Origin of the sequence: Streptosporangium sp. NPDC049046, assembly GCF_040649155.1 — a bacterium.
In the GTDB taxonomy this organism is placed as follows: Bacteria; Actinomycetota; Actinomycetes; order Streptosporangiales; family Streptosporangiaceae; genus Streptosporangium.
The window spans coordinates 1-17,072 of sequence record NZ_JBEZEZ010000007.1; the positions used below are offsets into that span (position 1 = coordinate 1).

14 protein-coding genes and 2 pseudogenes are annotated in these 17,072 nt (G+C 66.8%); 5 read left to right on the forward strand and 11 right to left on the reverse strand.

All coding sequences use genetic code 11. The annotated features are described in order from the left end of the window. Positions 1–761 precede the first annotated feature (761 nt). Positions 762–1,205: pseudogene (locus tag AB0B96_RS11330) on the reverse strand (hypothetical protein); the annotation flags it as partial. A gap of 372 nt (positions 1,206–1,577) precedes the next feature. Here AB0B96_RS11330 and AB0B96_RS11335 point away from each other — a divergent pair. Then, entirely contained in the window at positions 1,578–1,955 is a 378-nt protein-coding gene (locus AB0B96_RS11335; protein ID WP_362897785.1) for a VOC family protein, read from the forward strand. Between the two features lie 345 nt (positions 1,956–2,300). Here AB0B96_RS11335 and AB0B96_RS11340 read toward each other — a convergent pair whose 3' ends face one another. The 7 genes and pseudogenes from AB0B96_RS11340 to AB0B96_RS11370 all read right to left on the reverse strand — a co-directional run. Beyond that, on the reverse strand, positions 2,301–2,963 hold the full coding sequence (locus AB0B96_RS11340; RefSeq protein ID WP_362897787.1) for a response regulator transcription factor: 663 nt from the start codon (positions 2,961–2,963) through the stop codon (positions 2,301–2,303). 32 nt (positions 2,964–2,995) lie between these two features. Then, positions 2,996–4,168, reverse strand: a complete 1,173-nt coding sequence (locus tag AB0B96_RS11345; RefSeq protein ID WP_362897789.1) for a histidine kinase — start codon at positions 4,166–4,168, stop codon at positions 2,996–2,998. A 30-nt stretch (positions 4,169–4,198) separates the two neighbouring features. Continuing rightward, the gene (locus tag AB0B96_RS11350) at positions 4,199–5,026 is read right to left on the reverse strand and encodes an ABC transporter permease subunit (RefSeq protein WP_362897791.1); all 828 of its coding nucleotides are present in this window, start codon (positions 5,024–5,026) and stop codon (positions 4,199–4,201) included. Further along, a complete protein-coding gene (locus tag AB0B96_RS11355) occupies positions 5,023–5,940 on the reverse strand; it encodes an ATP-binding cassette domain-containing protein (RefSeq protein WP_362897793.1) in 918 nt (305 codons plus the stop codon). The genes AB0B96_RS11350 and AB0B96_RS11355 overlap by 4 nt, the downstream gene beginning before the upstream one ends. Positions 5,941–6,061: 121 nt before the next feature. Next, positions 6,062–7,285, reverse strand: coding sequence for an amidohydrolase (locus AB0B96_RS11360; protein WP_362897796.1), 1,224 nt, complete (start codon positions 7,283–7,285; stop codon positions 6,062–6,064). Beyond that, positions 7,282–8,751: an MFS transporter gene (locus AB0B96_RS11365; RefSeq protein ID WP_362897798.1), complete on the reverse strand. Its 1,470-nt coding sequence runs from the start codon at positions 8,749–8,751 to the stop codon at positions 7,282–7,284. The genes AB0B96_RS11360 and AB0B96_RS11365 overlap by 4 nt, the downstream gene beginning before the upstream one ends. 76 nt (positions 8,752–8,827) lie before the next feature. Continuing rightward, positions 8,828–8,984 (reverse strand): annotated as a pseudogene (locus AB0B96_RS11370) (imidazolonepropionase); the annotation flags it as partial. Between the two features lie 91 nt (positions 8,985–9,075). Here AB0B96_RS11370 and AB0B96_RS11375 point away from each other — a divergent pair. The 3 genes from AB0B96_RS11375 to AB0B96_RS11385 are packed head-to-tail and all read left to right on the forward strand — an operon-like array spanning position 9,076 to position 12,853. Then, positions 9,076–10,131 carry an Lrp/AsnC family transcriptional regulator gene (locus AB0B96_RS11375; protein ID WP_362897800.1) on the forward strand — a complete coding sequence of 352 codons (1,056 nt, stop codon included), beginning with the start codon at positions 9,076–9,078 and terminating at the stop codon, positions 10,129–10,131. A 51-nt stretch (positions 10,132–10,182) separates the two neighbouring features. Beyond that, positions 10,183–11,580, forward strand: a complete 1,398-nt coding sequence (locus tag AB0B96_RS11380; RefSeq protein ID WP_362897802.1) for an L-serine ammonia-lyase — start codon at positions 10,183–10,185, stop codon at positions 11,578–11,580. A gap of 52 nt (positions 11,581–11,632) precedes the next feature. Next, positions 11,633–12,853 carry an amidohydrolase family protein gene (locus AB0B96_RS11385; RefSeq protein ID WP_362897804.1) on the forward strand — a complete coding sequence of 407 codons (1,221 nt, stop codon included), beginning with the start codon at positions 11,633–11,635 and terminating at the stop codon, positions 12,851–12,853. 60 nt (positions 12,854–12,913) lie between these two features. Here the strand turns inward: AB0B96_RS11385 and AB0B96_RS11390 are convergent, their stop codons facing one another. From AB0B96_RS11390 to AB0B96_RS11400, 3 genes are all read right to left on the reverse strand, one after another. Then, positions 12,914–13,714: an alpha/beta hydrolase gene (locus AB0B96_RS11390; RefSeq protein WP_362897806.1), complete on the reverse strand. Its 801-nt coding sequence runs from the start codon at positions 13,712–13,714 to the stop codon at positions 12,914–12,916. Between the two features lie 4 nt (positions 13,715–13,718). Then, positions 13,719–14,573, reverse strand: a complete 855-nt coding sequence (locus AB0B96_RS11395) for an enoyl-CoA hydratase/isomerase family protein (protein WP_350941381.1) — start codon at positions 14,571–14,573, stop codon at positions 13,719–13,721. A gap of 139 nt (positions 14,574–14,712) precedes the next feature. Further along, on the reverse strand, positions 14,713–15,432 hold the full coding sequence (locus AB0B96_RS11400) for a TetR/AcrR family transcriptional regulator (protein WP_362897809.1): 720 nt from the start codon (positions 15,430–15,432) through the stop codon (positions 14,713–14,715). A gap of 29 nt (positions 15,433–15,461) precedes the next feature. Here AB0B96_RS11400 and AB0B96_RS11405 point away from each other — a divergent pair, with 29 nt between their 5' ends. Then, positions 15,462–17,072: an MFS transporter gene (locus AB0B96_RS11405; RefSeq protein ID WP_362897811.1), complete on the forward strand. Its 1,611-nt coding sequence runs from the start codon at positions 15,462–15,464 to the stop codon at positions 17,070–17,072.

Here is a 17,072-nt window from a genome sequence, read left to right on the forward strand (position 1 = left end):
TTCTCACAGGTCCGGCCCAAGCGTCCCCGCCGCCTGCGACACCAGATCCCGGGGGAGAGACGTCGTCGCTCTCCGACAGCACCCGCCGCATACTCTGGACGGCCCGATCTCCCGCCCGGGGGCACCTTCCAGGGCATGAACTCCTCAAACGGCACGACAGCGGCGAGTCCGAGGAACATCGGAGGTCAAGATCATTCGCCACAGCCAACTTCGATGACGTGTCCGGCGAGTGGTCACGGAGCGCTATATGACAGGGAGCCGGTCACTGTCATCGTCGATGACGCCAGACACCGCGCTTCGCCATCGCGCCATTCGGGGAAGCCTCCGAAGGCATGGGTACCCCTGTCGTCAGCCCCGGGGCAAGCGCGCATCCGGCTAGGGACTTGAGGATCGACGCGTGCTTCTGAGGGGCACACGTGCGTTTCACGCACGACCACCTCAACCTGCTCACGACGATGTACCGCAAGCCGGCCGCCCCGGTCGGGCGCGGCTCTCGCACGTCTTCTTGCGGGCGGTCGTCGACACGCAGGAGACCGAACACATTCCCACGAAACCGTCGCCGGAACTGATGGACCGATCCATCTGCGCCACCGTGCATGGGCTCGCCCTACTCGGCCTGCGGCAACCGCAACCGCGGTTCGGCCTGGACGAATCGCCAGAATCCTTGGCGGCCAGCACCTGGTCGATGACACGCATCCCTGATGCCGGTTGGCACCTTCGAGAGATGATCGGTGTCTTCATACTCCGCCTCCGAAACGGTGTCACTCGATCGTGAGAAGCCGGCAAGGCGTCGTGGTCGTCAGTTTTTCCACGACGTCAGGGCCAAGTCCATACACCTCCATGAGAGGCACGACGGTCCGTAGGAAATAGCCATAGCCCCAGCCCCCGTACTTGGCGAGTTGGATCTTCGTGTGGATGTCGTGACCCACCACGATCTGGTCGCCGTAGCCGCGCTCCATCAGGTCGGCGATCTCCAGGACGCGCGCGACGTCGTTGGGCATGGTGGGCAGGTGGTTCTCGGCCAGGGCCGCCGCGGCCGAGTAGTAGCCCTCCATGCCGAACACGTCGTACTCCAGTACGACGCCGTCGTCGAACAGGGCCAGCCGGGTGTCGAGCGAGTAGCCGCGGCGGTCCATGTGCCCCATGACGACGCGGCTCAGGTCGGCGCCCGCCTCTTTGAGCACGTCCCTGATCTCACCCGGCGACGCCTCGTTGCGCCCGCCGTCTGAAGGTCCCGACCACCCACGAGGGTGTCGACGGCCTGATCGCCATGGACGGCTTCGCCGACATCGACGACGACCCGGGCGTTGGGACGGGTAGGTCTACTGGCGCTTCACCAGGGCACGGTGCCAGCACAGCAACGTCACATTCCGGCTCGTGACCGGCCCACCGGAGAACAACTGGGCTGCAGCCGCCGCCGAAATCGAACGTTCGGCCCCCAATCTGGCCCATGCGCCGCTGCTCCGGCCAGCACTCACCCGGCCTGGCGGCCGCTCCTATCATGGAAACGAGGAGGCGAAAGACGTCGCGGCCCTTGTCGTACCCCCGCGTAGGGACCGTCTGGGAAGGAGATCTACATGTCAGTGCGGTTGAATCACACTATTGTGACAGCCCGTGACCGCGAGGAGACCGCCGCGTTTCTGGTGGAGATCCTCGGCCTGCCGCCCGCGACGGCCTTCGGGCCGTTCCTCGTCGTCGATCTCGGCAACGAAGTGTCTCTCGACGTCGCCGGAGCCGATGGTCCCGTGCATCCCCAGCACTATGCCTTCCTGGTCACTGAGGAGGAGTTCGACCAGATCTGGGGCCGGATCAAGGGCCGCGGACTCACCTTCTGGGCCGACCCGTTCCACCAGCGGCCGGGTCAGATCAACACCAACGACGGCGGTCGCGGCCTGTACTGGTCCGACCCCAACGGCCACAACCTGGAGATCATCACTCGCCCGTATGGAGGGTGAGCGCGGAATCTGAGAGATTGGGTCCGACATAGATCCTCACGACTTTTAATCCGTGGGTTCAGGGTTCGAATCCCTGGCGCCCCACCACTTATGACCTAATTTGACCGGTGATTCTGGGCCGGTTTGGGGCCTCGGCGGCGAGGCGAGATCGGCCGTGGTTGCTCGCCGGTTGCTCATTGGTACGTCCCCCGCGCAGCGGGAACATCGCCGCGGGCCCTCACACGAAGCCGGACGCACATGACGGCCACAGAACAACCCTCGAGAGCGACCCGGCGGGGCTCTCTCCTCCCTGAACAGCCCGGCTAAGGGTCAAGCCCTGGCCAAAGACGGTCGGCAGAGGCGATCTCAGCGGTACGGAACTGCACCGGCGCGGAACGCGATGATGACCGCATGCACCCGGTCGCGAGCTCCGATCTTCGCGAACACCCGCCCTACGTAGTTCTTCACAGTCGACTCCGCGAGATGCAGGCGCGTGGCGATCTCCGCGTTCGTGGCGCCCTCGCCGATTGCCACGAGGATCTCGCGTTCCCGGTCCGTCAAGGCCGTGACCGCGGCGAGCGCCAATGACCGATCCTCGTTGTCGCGCCACGACAGGGGTGTCGCGGCGAGCCGGTCGAGCAGACGCCGAGTGGCGCTCGGCGCTATCACCGCATCTCCAGCGGCGATGGCCCGGATCGCAGAGAGGATCTCCGTCGGCTCCGCGTCCTTGGTCAGGAACCCGCTCGCGCCCGCCTCCAGCCCCGCGATCACGTACTCGTCGACGTCGAACGTCGTGAGGAGAAGGACTCTGGTCTCGCGTAGGCCGGCAATGATCTGCCGGGTGGCCTCGATGCCGTCTGTCCCGGGCATCCGCACGTCCATGATGACCAGGTCCGGGCGCAGCCGCTCCGCCTGACGGATCGCATCGTCGCCGTCCACAGCCTCGCCGACGACGTCGAGGTCGTCCTGGCCTGCGAGGAACATTCGCATGCCCATGCGCTGAAGGGGTTGATCGTCGACAAGCAGCACTGAGACAGGCACTGTCGCTGCCCTGACCTCGTTCATCCGAGACCCTCCGGTCGCTCGTGAGGGATGCACGCCCGAACGCGCCACCCGCACACCGTTCCGTCTGCCTCGAGCCACCCTCCGAAGGCCTCCGTCCGCTCGCGCATCCCGATAAGGCCGTGCCCGGGCTTCGCCGCAGGTGCTGAGCGGGCGTGTTCACCGGGGCCGCCGTCATCCGCCACCGTTACGAAGGTCGCCTCGCTGTCCGAAGCGACCGTCACGGTCACGGAGGCGCCCGGCCCGGCGTGTTTCAGGGTGTTCGTCAGCGCCTCTTGAACGATGCGGTAGACGGCGAGTCGACGGCCGGCGGAGAGCGATGAGAGCTCCCCGCTGCTTTCGAAGGAGATCCGCAGCCCGGCGAATCGGACGCTGTCGACGAGCGCGGCGAATTGCCGCCAGTTGGGTTGTGGCGGGGGCGCAGCCTCGAGACGTTCGTCGGGAGCGCGCAGGAGTCGCAGGACGTCCGCCACTTCTCTCAGCGAAGTGCGGCTGACTGCGCCGATCTCGGCGAACACCCGTGCGGCATCACCCGGTGACGAGCGCACCGCGATCGATCCGCCGTTGGCCAGCGAGGTGATCACTGAGAGGTTGTGACCGATGATGTCGTGCATCTCGCGGGCGATCCGCGCGCGCTCGTCGTTCACGGCTGCGCGCATGGCTTCCTCGCGCCGCCGGATGATCGTCTCGCTGGTAATGCGGACCTGCGATCCCGCCAGCAGTGCCGCGAGACTCATCGCGGCGATGGGCAGGAAGGATGACCACCGCTCCGTCAGTGCGGCCTCCGGGGTCCCGGCGGGGGCGAGGAACGCAGCCAACGCTGTGACGGCCGCGAGCGGTGCGCCGACGATGAAGGCCCCAGGTCGTCGGCGCCCTACTGCGAAGAGCAGTATCCACGCGGCCAGGAAAGTCCACGGCGCCGGCAGGCGGCCGGCCGTGGCCAGGGCGGCCAAGGTCGTGATCCCGCCGACCGCGACCACGAGGGCGGTGAGCGGACAGCACCGCCGGAACGCCACGGCACCGTTCACCAGAACGACGAACGGTACCGTGAGCGAATCGAGGGCCGGGGACGCGCTGACCGAGGCCGCTGCGGAGACCAGCGCGAGCGCGACGTCCCCGCACCACGGATGACGCCCGTCGAAGGCCTTCGCCTGGATGAGGAATCGCTTCACGGACGCCGACCTCGTTCCGTTTCGTCTTCGTCACGCATCACGCCTCTTCAACCGCCACCAGGCGGCGGCGCCGAGCACGGCCAACCACAAGATCAGAACGACGATCGCCACTCCGAGGCGGTAGGGCTCCGTCGCCAGTCCACCGGAACGCATCACGTTGATCGCTGCCAGCGGCATGAAGTCCTTGATGCCGGAGAACGGCTCCGGAAGAAGTGCGGGCAGGATCTGCGGCCCCATCTGGAACACGCCGAAGTACAGGCAGATCGCGCCGGCGGCGTTACGGATGAGCCAGCCGAGGAGCACGCCGAACAACGCACCGTACGGGAGCATGAGCGTGCCCCCGAGGACTCCCCAGAACATGTTCGGAGCGAAGAGCGACATGCCCACCGCCGAGGGAACCGTGCGTGCTGCCTGCAGCAAGAGATAGAGCAGAACCGATGCGACGGCCGCAAGCGCGGCGACGATGCCGGTGACGACGGCCGCCTTCGCCAGCATCACGCCGGTGCGACGAGGGTTGACGGTGAGGCTCGTCCGGATCGACCCGCTGGAGTATTCGGTGCTCACGCTGAGCACTCCGAGCACCACCAGCACGAGCATTCCGACTGGATAGATCGCCGTCCAGCCGAACGGGATGTCGGCAGCCTGGCCGCGGCCCAGCGTTCGGCCATCGAGGATCATGTAGCCGCAAAGGGCCATGATCAGACCGAACCCGGCCGCGAGGGTGATCCAGAGCGAGCGCACGGACCACAGCTTCCGCCACTCCGACCGGAGGAGCCCTCCGGCCGTGATTCGCACCGATCCGGGATCGTACGACGCGTCGTCGCCGGCGAGGTGAGCGGGGATGGTTTCGAGGTTCACGAGGCGACCTCTCGGTGGGTGGAGTACTCGACGGCGTTGCGGGTGATGTGCATGAAAGCCTCCTCAAGGGATGCGCGTTCCTCGACGAGCGCGAAGAGCGTCGCTCCTTCGGCGGCCGCGACTGTGCCGACCTCCCGCGCGGTCCGCCCGCGGACGAGGAGCGTGTCACGATCGGTCTGCCGGATCGATACGTTCTCGCCGCGCAGGGCGTCGGCAAGGCTGAGGGCGTCGGGCGAGACGACGCGCGTGGCCTGGGGTGCGACCGAATCGATGACGTCGTCTATCGAGCCGGACGCGAGCAGCCTGCCCTGCCCGATGACGACAAGATCCTGAGCGACCAGGGACAGCTCGCTCATCAGGTGGGATGAGAGGAAGACGGTCCTTCCCTCGTCTGCGAGTCGCACAAGCAGGTGTCTCAGCCAGAGCACACCGTCGGGATCGAGACCGTTCACGGGCTCGTCGAGGACGAGCACGGCCGGATCACCGAGGAGCGCGGTCGCGATCCCCAGTCGCTGGCTCATCCCGAGCGAGAAGCCGCCGGCACGACGGCCGGCGACGATTCTGAGACCCACCATCTCGAGGACCTCGTCCACGCGAGCCCGGCCGATGCCGTGGGTCTCCCCGACCGCGAGCAGATGGTCGCGCGCACTCCGGCCGGGGTGGACCGATCGCGCATCGAGCATCACCCCGAGGTGCCGCATCGGGTCGCGGAGTTCATGGTAGTGGCAGCCTCCGATCGTGATGCCGCCGCGAGTCGGGCGGTCGAGGCCCACCATCAGCCGCATCGTCGTCGATTTCCCCGCGCCGTTCGGCCCGAGGAATCCGGTCACCACCCCGGGACGGACGGTGAACGACAGGTCGTCGACGACGGTCTTCTCGCCGTAGCGTTTGGTCAGATTCTGAGAAACGATCACCCCCCCACGCTAGGAATCCGTCGACGGTGTGACATCTGCCCTCAGTACCAACATGGGTGTGTCCGTGGTACCGACCTCCGATGACCGCAGTACCGGTGATGGCGCTCGGCGCGTTCCCGACTCACGTCCCGGTGGGCTCGAGACCCGCGCGCAACGCCTCATGTGAGAGTTGACCGAGGTGAGGTCCCGTGACGACGTCGACGACGGTGAGAGCCATCGCCAGGGCGCCGTCGATGGCGGCGCGTTCCGCGGCCGGGCCTGTCGCGTCCGCGGTGAACTCGGGGGTGTGCGGCCAGGACGTACTCCCGAGGACCGCGATAAGAGGGTGAATCGATGGCACCACGTGCGACACGTTTCCCATGTCGGTGGACCCGGCCGCGGGGCGCGGCTGTTCGCGTATTTCGCGGCCGAGCGATGCAAGGCTGCGGTCCCATGCGGCTGCCAGGATCGGATCCTGCCGCATGTCGGCGTATGTCGGCTCCGCTTCATCCCAGCTCCATGTGCATCCCGCCGCCGTCGCTCCTCCCTCGAAGCAGGTGAGAATTCGTCGTCGTGTCTCCTGCAGGTCCTCAAGGGTGTCGGCCCGAACCTCGACACGCACGGCGGCCGCGGCGGGGACGACATTGGTCGTCTGCCCGCCCTCGGAAACGAACGCATTGGCGCGAACGCCGTCGGGGAGATGCTGGCGGAGCAGACCAAGGGCGACGAGTCCGATTGTCGCCGCGTTTGAGGCGTTGTCGCTGCTCGGAGTAGGCCCGCCCGTATGTCCCGGCCGGCCTTGGAACGTGATGTGCAATCGGCACACGGCCTGCGTGCGGACATCGAGGCAGCGGACGTCCTCGCCGGGAGCACCGTGCACCATGAGGGAGAACGTGACGTCGTCCCACGCGCCCGCATCCAGCATGATCACCTTTCCGCCGCCGTGCTCCTCCGCGGGGGTGCCGAGCAGCTTGATACGGAGGCCGATTCGATCGGCGACAGCCGTCAGTGCGATGGCCGCGCCGACGGCTGCCGCGCCGATGATGTTGTGACCACACGCGTGACCGATACCGGGGAGCGCGTCGTACTCGGCGCAGATCGCCACGGTCACGTCGCCGCTCCCATAGGTCGCCTCGACCGCGGTGTCGAGTCCATACGCGCCGATCGCGACGTCGAAGCCCGCGGCCTCGAGCTCTCGCGCGACGAGGGTCGACGCGTAGCGCTCCTGAAAGGCGATCTCGGGAACTCGGTGTATCTCTCGGCTGAGTGCGATCGCGGACTCCTCCCATTCCGTCCGGGAGGCGAGGATTGCTTCCCGGACGGAGTTGGACAATTCCTGATGGGAAGGGCGTTTTGCGATGGTCATCTTTCCTCGATCGGTTCGGCGGTGGGGGATTCGACGGTGGATGTCTCGTCGGTGTCAGGTTCTCTCGCCACGCGCATCCGCAGGGCGAGGGCGGAGAGCGCCAGGGAGATCGCCAGGCAGATCCCCCAGACGGCGAAGAACGACAGGGGCGTCGAACTCACCGCGGTCGATCCTTCGACGCTCCGCGTGGTGACGAAGAGGGACATCACCAGCGCGAAGACGGCGCCCGCGACCGCGCCCGCCGCAGTGCGCGCGGTGTTGAACAAAGCCGAGGCGATGCCCACGGAATCGGCGGGTGCGTTGCGCACCACGATCGAGGGGAGGACGGCGAGGAGGACACCGGCGGAAAGACCGCCCAAGGCCATCCAACCGATGAACATCGCCGTCGACCCGGAGAAGATGATCATGAGGGCGAAGCTCGCCCCCGCGACGACGCCGGCCAGCGCGACGGCTCTCGGCGGGGTGACCCACCGCGCAAGGCGTTCGCCGAGCAGCGTCCCGGCGAACGCGGCGATCGCGTAGAGCACGATGATGGCGCCGGCACCGGCCGGGGGCAGACCGAGTCCGTATCCCTCCCGGGCCGGATCGCTGAGAAGCCAGAGGAAGCTCGCGGTCTGCCCGCCGTAGGTCTGCGCTCCGAAGAGGGCGGATACGACGATCGGCAGGCCGATGCCGCTCTTCGCCAGCATCGACAGATCGACAAGGGGGTTCTCCACCCGGCGCTCCACGAACACCCAGAGCGTGAGCACGACGACGCCGCCGAGCACCAGAGAGAGGGTCCTCGCCTCGAGCCAGCCCCAGGCGCCGCCGTTCGAAATTCCCGTGAGGGTGGCGAGGAGACCGGCCGTGAGCAGGATCGCGCCCGTCCAGTCGATGCGGCCTTTCTTGCGTACGGTCGTCTCGGGCACGAGGAAGATCACCACCGGAACGCACAGGGCGATGAAGATCGCGGGGAACAGCAGGACCACGTTCAGGTTCTGCGTCGAGGCGTACAGCAGGCCAGAGGCGAGTGAGCCAACAGCCGCGCCGAGAGTGAGTGCACCGACCAGGACGCCGATGTTCCTGCTTGCCGACTTCGCGTCGCGGGAGCGGACGATCGCGAACTCAAGCGGTAGGAAAGCCGCCAGCGGCGCCTGAAGCGCGCGACCGAGAAGGAACAGCTCGAAGGTCGGCGCGAAAGCGACGACCAGCGAGCCGACGGCGACGAGTGCCGCCGCGGCGACGAGGAGCCGCTTGTGGCCGAACATGTCCCCGAGCTTCGCCAGGATCGGGACACACGCGACCGTGACCAGCATGTACATCGCGTTGACCCAGTTGAGGGAGCCCGCGCTGACGGAGAACTGCTGCCCGATCGCCGCGAGCAGAGGCGAGAACCACCCCTGCAGCATGCCGCTCCCCAGCTCCATGACGACCAGAAAGCCCACGACACCGAACGGCGATCGGGAGCGGAAGGCGAATCGCATCATCAATGACTCCAGTGTCAGCGCGGACATAGACGCTTCGTCTCACGCAGGCGCTCGCGCACGCCGTCGCGCGGGTTCACGGGGCGGTGCCGCGTGTCACGGTGACGGTGGAGCCGATGCCGCCACCGGCCGCGGTGATCGCGCTCGGCGTCGCGGTTGCCCGGGTAGACGAGGTGGGTGCGGGCGTCGATCAGGCCCGGCGTAACAAGCGTGCCGCCGAGGTTCTCCACGTCCTCGCGGTGACCGTATCGCCGAGATCATGATCAAACTATTTCAGTCCGGTTATGTGCTGATAGTCGTACACCAACGACACTAAAGTGACAGTTTATGGACAAAAAAGACATTAATCCGCAGATTCGCGGCCTGGATGAGATCGACAGGCGACTGATCCACGCGCTTCAGATCCATCCTCGGGCGCGATGGGCGGCGATCGCACCAATCGTGGGGGTGGATTCGGTGACGCTTTCCCGCCGCTGGGAACGCTTGTCCGGCGACGGTCTTGCCTGGGTCGCCGGGCATCCGGGGGCTGACGCTCGCGGACCCTCCGCGATCCTCGAAGTGGAATCCCACCCTGGTTCGACCCTTGAGATCGCTCAGGCGTTGGCGGCCGACCGGGAGGCGTTCACCGTCGACCTCACAGCAGGCGGCCGCGACATGCTGGTCATCGCGGGCGCCGAGAGCCTGGACGCCCTCGGCGAATACGTCATGACCCGGATGCGTCGGCTTGAGGGCGTCCGCGCGACGCGGACACATCTCCTCTCCTCGCCGTTCACCGACGCGGGTCAGTGGCGACTCCGCTCGCTGAGCGCCGCCGAGGTCGCCGCGGTCAAACGCACGGTCTCGGCCGACGCGCCCGAACCGGCGCGCATCGACTCCCAACTTGAGCGTGAGCTCCTGAAACTGCTCGGTGTGAACGGGCGTGTGACCATCGCCTCGATGGCGAGGGTTCTCGATGTCAGTGAGCGGCGCGTGCGGGAGACCATGGCTTCGCTGGCGAGTGGCGGCCGCCTGACGGTTCGTCTCGACCTCGCGCGAGCGCACTCCGGCTGGCCCGTGCACGCATGGTATTTCCTGCGGGTCCCTGCCAGGTTGACCGCTCGGGCGGGGACGGCCCTCGCCGGCATCAGTGAGATCCGCCTCGCCGCCTCGACAATCGGCCCGTCCAATCTCGTCCTCTCCGTCTGGATGAAGACGCTGGCGGACATTCAGCGGCTCGAGGTGGCGATCGAGGAGAACATCCCGGAAGTGGCTATCGCGGATCGATCGTTGGTGCTGCGGACGCTCAAGAAGGAGGGCCGCCACCTCGACGCGAACGGGAACGCAACCGGCGATTTTACGCCGCTTCCGATGTCTTTCCCGCATGCGGGAGCGCCTCCGCGATAGAAACCTGCATCGGATGGATCGGGACCGCCATGGTGCGTACGGTCCTCATTCATGACTGTCTCGGAGCCAACTGTCGGCGTGTTCGACCTTTTCACGATCGGTATCGGCCCTTCGAGTTCGCACACGGTGGGCCCCATGAGAGCCGCCGCCGAGTTCGTTGATCGTCTCACGGGCGAGACGATCATCGATCGGGTGGACAAGGTACGCGTGGAGATCTTCGGTTCCCTCGCCGCGACCGGTGCCGGACATGGCACATTCAGTGCCGTGCTCCTCGGGCTGGAGGGAGTCCGGCCCGATGCGGTGACCCCAGCGGAGATCACCGCAAAGCTCGCCGTGATCGAAGACACAGGGTTTGTCGCTCTCGGCGGCCGTCATCGCATCCACTGCCGCGTCGAAGACTTCATCCTCCGCCCGCTGACGGTCCGCGCCCGGCACAGCAACGCGCTGTCCTTCACCGCGTTCGACTCCACCGGCGCGGAGCTTGCCACGGATACGTACTACTCGATCGGTGGCGGCTTCGTCGTGCGTGACGGTGACGAGAAAAACGCCGGACCTCCGGCGGCGCGTCGGCCCTTTCCGTTCCGCACCGCGGCCGAGCTGCTCACCATCTGCGAGGAGACCGGGTTCAGCATCGCCGAGGTAATGATGGCGAACGAACGGGTCCTGCGCTCGGAAACCGACATCCGGCACTTACTGCGAGGTCTGTGGGATGTCATGGAGTCGTGTGTCCGCTCGTCGATCGCCCGCGACGGCATTCTGCCCGGCGGTCTTAGCGTACGTCGCCGCGCCGGGGAATGGGCCGCCCGTCTCGCCGCGGAAGACCCCGACCACGCCAACGGATACTGGCAGCAACGAGTCAACCTCGTCGCCCTCGCCGTGAACGAGGAGAACGCGAGCGGAGGACGTATCGTCACGGCACCCACGAACGGTGCCGCGGGCATCATCCCCGCCGTGCTGTACTACGCCTTGCACTACACGCCGGCCGGCCGATCCACGACCACCGGCGAAGACGACATCGTCCAACGGTTCCTGCTCACCGCCGCGGCGATCGGCACCCTCTACAAGGCGAACGCGTCCATCTCCGGCGCAGAGGTCGGCTGCCAGGGCGAGGTCGGCTCCGCCTCGTCGATGGCCGCCGCCGGCCTTGCCGAGATCCTCGGGGGCACCCCCCAGCAGGTCGAGAACGCCGCCGAGATCGCCATGGAACACAATCTCGGCCTCACCTGCGACCCTATCGGCGGACTCGTCCAGATCCCGTGCATCGAACGCAACGCCATCGCCGCGGCCAAAGCCATCAACGCCGCGAACATGGCGCTCTGGGGGGACGGTGAACACCATGTCTCCCTCGACCAGGTCATCGCGACTATGCGGGAGACCGGCGCGGATATGAGCGACAAATACAAGGAAACCGCCCGCGGCGGCCTCGCCGTCAACGTCGTCGAATGCTGATCGGCGCCAATACGCCCCAGCCAGATCATCAGTCCAGGAGAAGCGAGCCCACATGCACTCCCGTACCGTGTTCAAGAATGGCGTCGTCTTCGATGGCACGTCCGTCTCCGACGCCGATGTCGCCGTGGCCGGTGACCGCGTCGTCGCGATAGGCGTGGACCTGGATGGCGACGAGGTCGTCGACTGCACCGGAATGTCGATCGTTCCGGGCCTGTTCGACTGTCACGTCCACGTGATGGCGCGCGATCTCAACGTCGCGCGCACCGAACAGCAAGCCTTCTCGCTTCAGTACTTCGAAGCCGGTCGCAATCTGTCCCTGCTACTGGACCAGGGCATCACCTCCGCGCGAGACGCTGCGGGGGCGGACCTCGGCATCAAGCAGGCGATCGAGCGCAAGCTCATCGAGGGGCCGCGGCTGCAGATCGCCATCGTGATGCTGTCACAGACCGGAGGGCACAGCGATCTGCATCTCCCATCGGGCGGAGAACGCTCGGTGCCGATGATGCTCGAACATCCCGGCCGACCACGCTCGATCGTCGACGGCGTGGACGGCCCCGGCGGCGTTCGGCGTGGCGTCCGGGAGGTCCTGCGCGCCGGCGCCGACGTGATTAAGATCGCTACGACTGGCGGGGTCATGTCGCTGGGAGACAATCCTCGGCATTCACACTTCCGTGACGACGAGCTCGCAGCCATCGTGGCGGAGGCCGCGGCAGCCGAAACCTACGTCTTCGCTCACGCGCAGGGGACCGAGGGGATCAAAGCGGCATTGCGTCACGGGGTTCGCTCGATCGAGCACGGCTACTATCTCGACGACGAGGCGGTCGCCCTCATGCTGAAGAACGAGGCCTGGCTGGTCCCGACGCTCTCGGCGACGCGTGCCATCATCGACGCGGCGGCAAGCGGGGTGCCGATACCGGCCGAAAGTCTCGCGCTCGCCCAAGAGGCGCTCGAGGCTCACCGCGCGAGTTTCGCGCTGGCGGTCAACGCCGGCGTGAAGATCGCGATGGGAACGGATACCCCGCCGTACTGGAGCCCGTCCGCCAGTAACCTGGACGAGCTGGGACTCATGACCGAGGCGTCCTCCATGTCGGCGATCGAGGCGTGGCGAGCCGCGACGTCGAGCGCGGCGAAGCTGCTCGGGTACGACGATCTCGGCGTTATCGAGCCGGGCGGGCTGGCTGACATCGTCGTCGTGGACGGCGACCTGCTCGATCTTCGAGGCCTTCGCGGCCGGATCCGTCAGGTGTGGCTCGCGGGTGTTCGCGTCCGCTGAGAGCTCGTACAGGGAACGTCGTACAGGGAACGGATCCCCGGCGGGGATCCGTTCCCTGTACTAATCCGAGCCGGTCAGGAAGGCCGCGATCAGCGCGGCGGCCGATTCGGGTCGTTCGTTCTCCCATGCGTGACCCGCGTCCGCGAGCTGCAGAACGCTGGCGCCGGGGATCTCGTCCGCCATCGCCAGGACGTCGGCGACCCGTATCGTCGCGTCCCGTCGACCGTGCACCACGAGGGTCGGCGACGTGACGGAGCCGAGGAGGCCACGCGTGTCGAACCCGCGCGTGGCGGCAAACCGTCGCACGAGCTGTTCGCTCGCGGACTCCGGCGTCTCCCCTTCCGAATCCCGCGATCTCGCAGCGGCGCGGCCGACGGCGGGGGCCATCTGAGCCAGAAGAGCCCGGGCTCGCGCGTGATCGCCCGTTTCAAGCGCCCCGAGAAGGGCACGGACGCCGTCAGGAAGCCGGGCGGGATCGAAGGGGAACCGATTCGTGGAGCCGAGGATGAGCCGGTCCAATCGATTCGGATGCCGCAGTGCGAACGCCTGCGCGATCATTCCCCCGTAGGAGGTGCCCAGGACGTGGGCCTGGTCGAAGCCGAGAGCTGAGATCAGCGCGGCGAGATCGTCAGCGAGATCGTCGATCGTGTACGGCTCCGGGGCGAAGACACTGGCACCCCGATCGCGCTGATCGTACGTTACGACCGTGAACGTGTCGATGAGGTAACGGCGGAATGCGTCGAAGAGGTCCTGCCCGATCTGCAGTCCGTGGACGAGGACAACCGGGGGCCCCGCTCCGTCGATCCGGAAGGAAGTGCGGCCACCGTTGGTAACGGTGACCGCACCCTCACCTCCGGTCACCGTCTCACCAGACCTTGCGCTGGCGTGCGTCCGCGACCAGATCGGGGACGGGGATCAACGCCTTCGACCCGACCGTCGCGAGCGACTGCTGCGAGAAGTGGAAACCGAAGTCCTCCGCGACGAGCTTGCGCCAAGGGCGGTTGACGATGTTGTGCGTCGCCCATCGTGCGAATCGCGGCCGCTTCATGATGTCGCGCGCGAGCTCCCACGCCTTGGGCAGCAGTTCCTCGCGGGGCAGGACGTCGCTCACGAGCCCGTACTCAAGCGCCTTGGGTGCCGGGATGGAGGTGCCCCCGTAGATCGCGTAGGCGGCGCGCTTGCTCCCCATGAGATGCTGCAGCGCGAGCGCGAGACCGTCACCGGGGGCGGTGCCGGCCATGAAATGGGGATCCATGAAGTCCGCGTCCTCGGCGGCCAGGGTGACGTCGCACATGAGTGCGAACTCGGTGTGAATGCCTGGCCCGTTCACCGCGGCGATCGTGGGGATGTCGATGTTGTTGACGAAGTTCTCGATCAGCTTCCAGGCGTCGATCGTCTGCTGAAAGATGTAGTCGGGCTCCTCCTCGACCAGCGGCTTCGGCCACGTCTGTCGCGGGTCGCCCTGGAACCAGGTCTCGCCCGTGCCGGTGATGATGAGCACGTGGTTCTCGGAGTCGTTGCCCACGTCCTGCCACACGCGGCTCCACGCGTTGTGGGCGGCCCAGTTGTGGACGTACGGGCCGCCGTCGGTGTGGAGCCGCAGTTCGATGATCCCGTTCTCGCGACGCATCTTGAAGAACGCCGCGTACCTCTCGGAGTACTCCTCGAACGTCGTGGGGGGCACGTGACCGGCCCATCCGAAGCTGGACGCATTCGCCATCATGGCTCCTTTCGCCGAAGCGAGCCGACCTCGCTCGTTAATGAGACAAAGTATCTCTTTAACTGCCGTCGGTCGGTCTCCGCCACGCGGTGCGCAGAGAACGGCACTCGAACGCGCGCACCTGCGAAGATTTCGCGCCCTATACGGCACCTCCTTGCCGCAAACCGGCGAGGACCATGCCGACGATCTTGTCCGCGTCGTCTCTGGTGAACGGTCGAGTCCGGCGGACAAGGAACCACTGCACAGGTCCGGCGAGCATCATGTTCACGAAACGCGCATCGACGGCCGGAAGTTGACCAAGGGCCGCTGCCGCATCGAGCCGGAGTTGCAGATCATCCGTGCGCCGCTCAAGGAGTTCCAGGCCTATCTCGCGCAGGCCGTCGTTCTCGTCGGCCCTCCGCATCAGGATTTGCAGGACCGCGCGACCTTCCGGGGTAGCGGAGGCCTCGGCGAAGGCACAGACGAACGCGACCAGATCGTCATGGATGTCACCGGAGTCGCGGAGGGGGACAAAGGTCTCCGCGAACCGCGCGAGTATGTCGCGGAACAGGTCCCCTCGATTCGGCCAGCGTCGGTACACCGTCGCCCGAGCGACCTGTGCTCGCGCGGCGAGGTCCTCGTACTGGAGGCCGTCAACCCCCTTCTCGGCCAGGATCTCGAGCGTGGCCGCCCACAGACGCTCGCTGACCAGCCGCGTGCGGCCCCCCGGCCGGCGTGCCGGTTGTAGTTCTGCACTCATTCTCGTCGCATCGACGCGGATCCGGCCCACCTGCGTGTTCTGTCGGCCGGTACGGCCGCATCGATGACTCTCCCTCCGCTTCTCGTCGGCGACTCCCGATCGTAGTGACCAGACGATCATGCAACGATGTCGCCCGAAACGGTCGCGAGGTGCTCAATCCCGGCAGTTTCCCGCGCCGAGTCGCCAACCATGGCCACTTTCCTGCAAACGCTAGGGGCGCCGACCGGGCAGGCCGACAATGTCCGGAATCTCAGATCGATGCCCCGATCGAGTCCAGATTCAGGGAAGTGGCCATGACCCAGACACCCACGAGCCCCTCCGAGACCGAGACTCCAGGCAGCGGGTGGAGCGGTCGGATCCTCTGGTGGGTCACCATCCTAATCATCGCCAACACGCTGGTTGACACGGTCGTCGTCGCACCATTGCTCGTGCTGCCGCAGATGTCGGAGTTCTTCGGAACCGACCAGAGCGCGTGGCTCAACGCCAGTGCGATCCTCGCCGGCGCGATGTGGGCACCGCTCCTCGGCAAGAGCGCCGATGTCTTCGGCAAACGCCGAATGCTCGTCCTCGCACTACTCGTGGGCGGCATCGGCGCGCTGGTCTGCCTCCTGGCCCCCAACATCGGGATCTTCCTGGTCGGCCGCGTGATTCAAGGCGCCGCCGTCGGCTCCGTGTTCATCACCGTCGTGTTCATCCGCCAGGTCTTCCCGCCCCGCGTCGGTATGACGTCCGTCGGCATCGTCACCTCTGGCTCTGCGATCCTTGGCATCGTCTCGCCCTTCCTCTTCGAGATCGTCGTAGGTGCGTACGGTTTTCGCTCAGTCTTCGTCGTGTCCGCGGTGCTCGCGTTCTTCGCTGCGCTGACCGTCCGCATCTTCTTGCCCGAGTCGCCGATCAAGGTGAGAAGCCGCGTGGACGTCGCCGGCGCCGTTCTTCTCGGGGCGGGCCTCGCGGGCATCCTGGCGTACATCAGCCTGGGTCATGACCTGGGCTGGATGAGCGCCGGCATGATCGCCCTGCTTATCGTCGGGATCGTCCTCCTTGGCGCATGGATCCTGACGGCGCTGCGCCTGCCCGAACCCGTCATCGATCTGCGGATGCTCACTCGTCCCGTCGTGGCCACCCTGGTGGTCGTTGTGCTCGGCGCCGGCGCCTACCAGGCACTCCTTCAGCTGGTCGGGCTGATCGCGCAGACCTCCGTGGACGAAGGGCTGGGGTACGGGCTCGCCGGCGCGTCGGGTGCGCTCGGCTTGCTCTTCGCCGTGCCGTCCTTCGGCGCGATGACAGGCGGGATCCTCGCCGGATGGCTCGCCGGACGGATCGGCCCAGCCCGCACACTCGCCGGCGGAATGGTCATCGGCACATTCGCCACACTCGGGCTGCTGTTCTCCACCTCCGCCTTCCTCCCCGCCGTCATCTCCACCGGACTCCTCGGCTTCACCGCCGGGGCCGTGGTCACCTCCGGCTTCAATCTGTCGACAACGCTGGTGAGCGAGGAGAAACAGGGGATCGTGGCCGCTCTGGTCCAGGTAATGCTCGGTGTCGGCGCGGTGATCCTCAACATCATCGGAGGAAGCATCCTCCGGGCGACCTCCCTCACCGGCAACGGCGAGCCGGTGAACTCCGCGGCGGGAGTCTCCCTCTACATCCTCGTGACGCTCGTGCTGTTCGCCGTCGCGACCATCGTCGCGCTGGCGATCTCCCGCCGTCGACCACATGACCGTGACGCAACGCGTGGAAACGCGGCTCAGCCCGCCTGA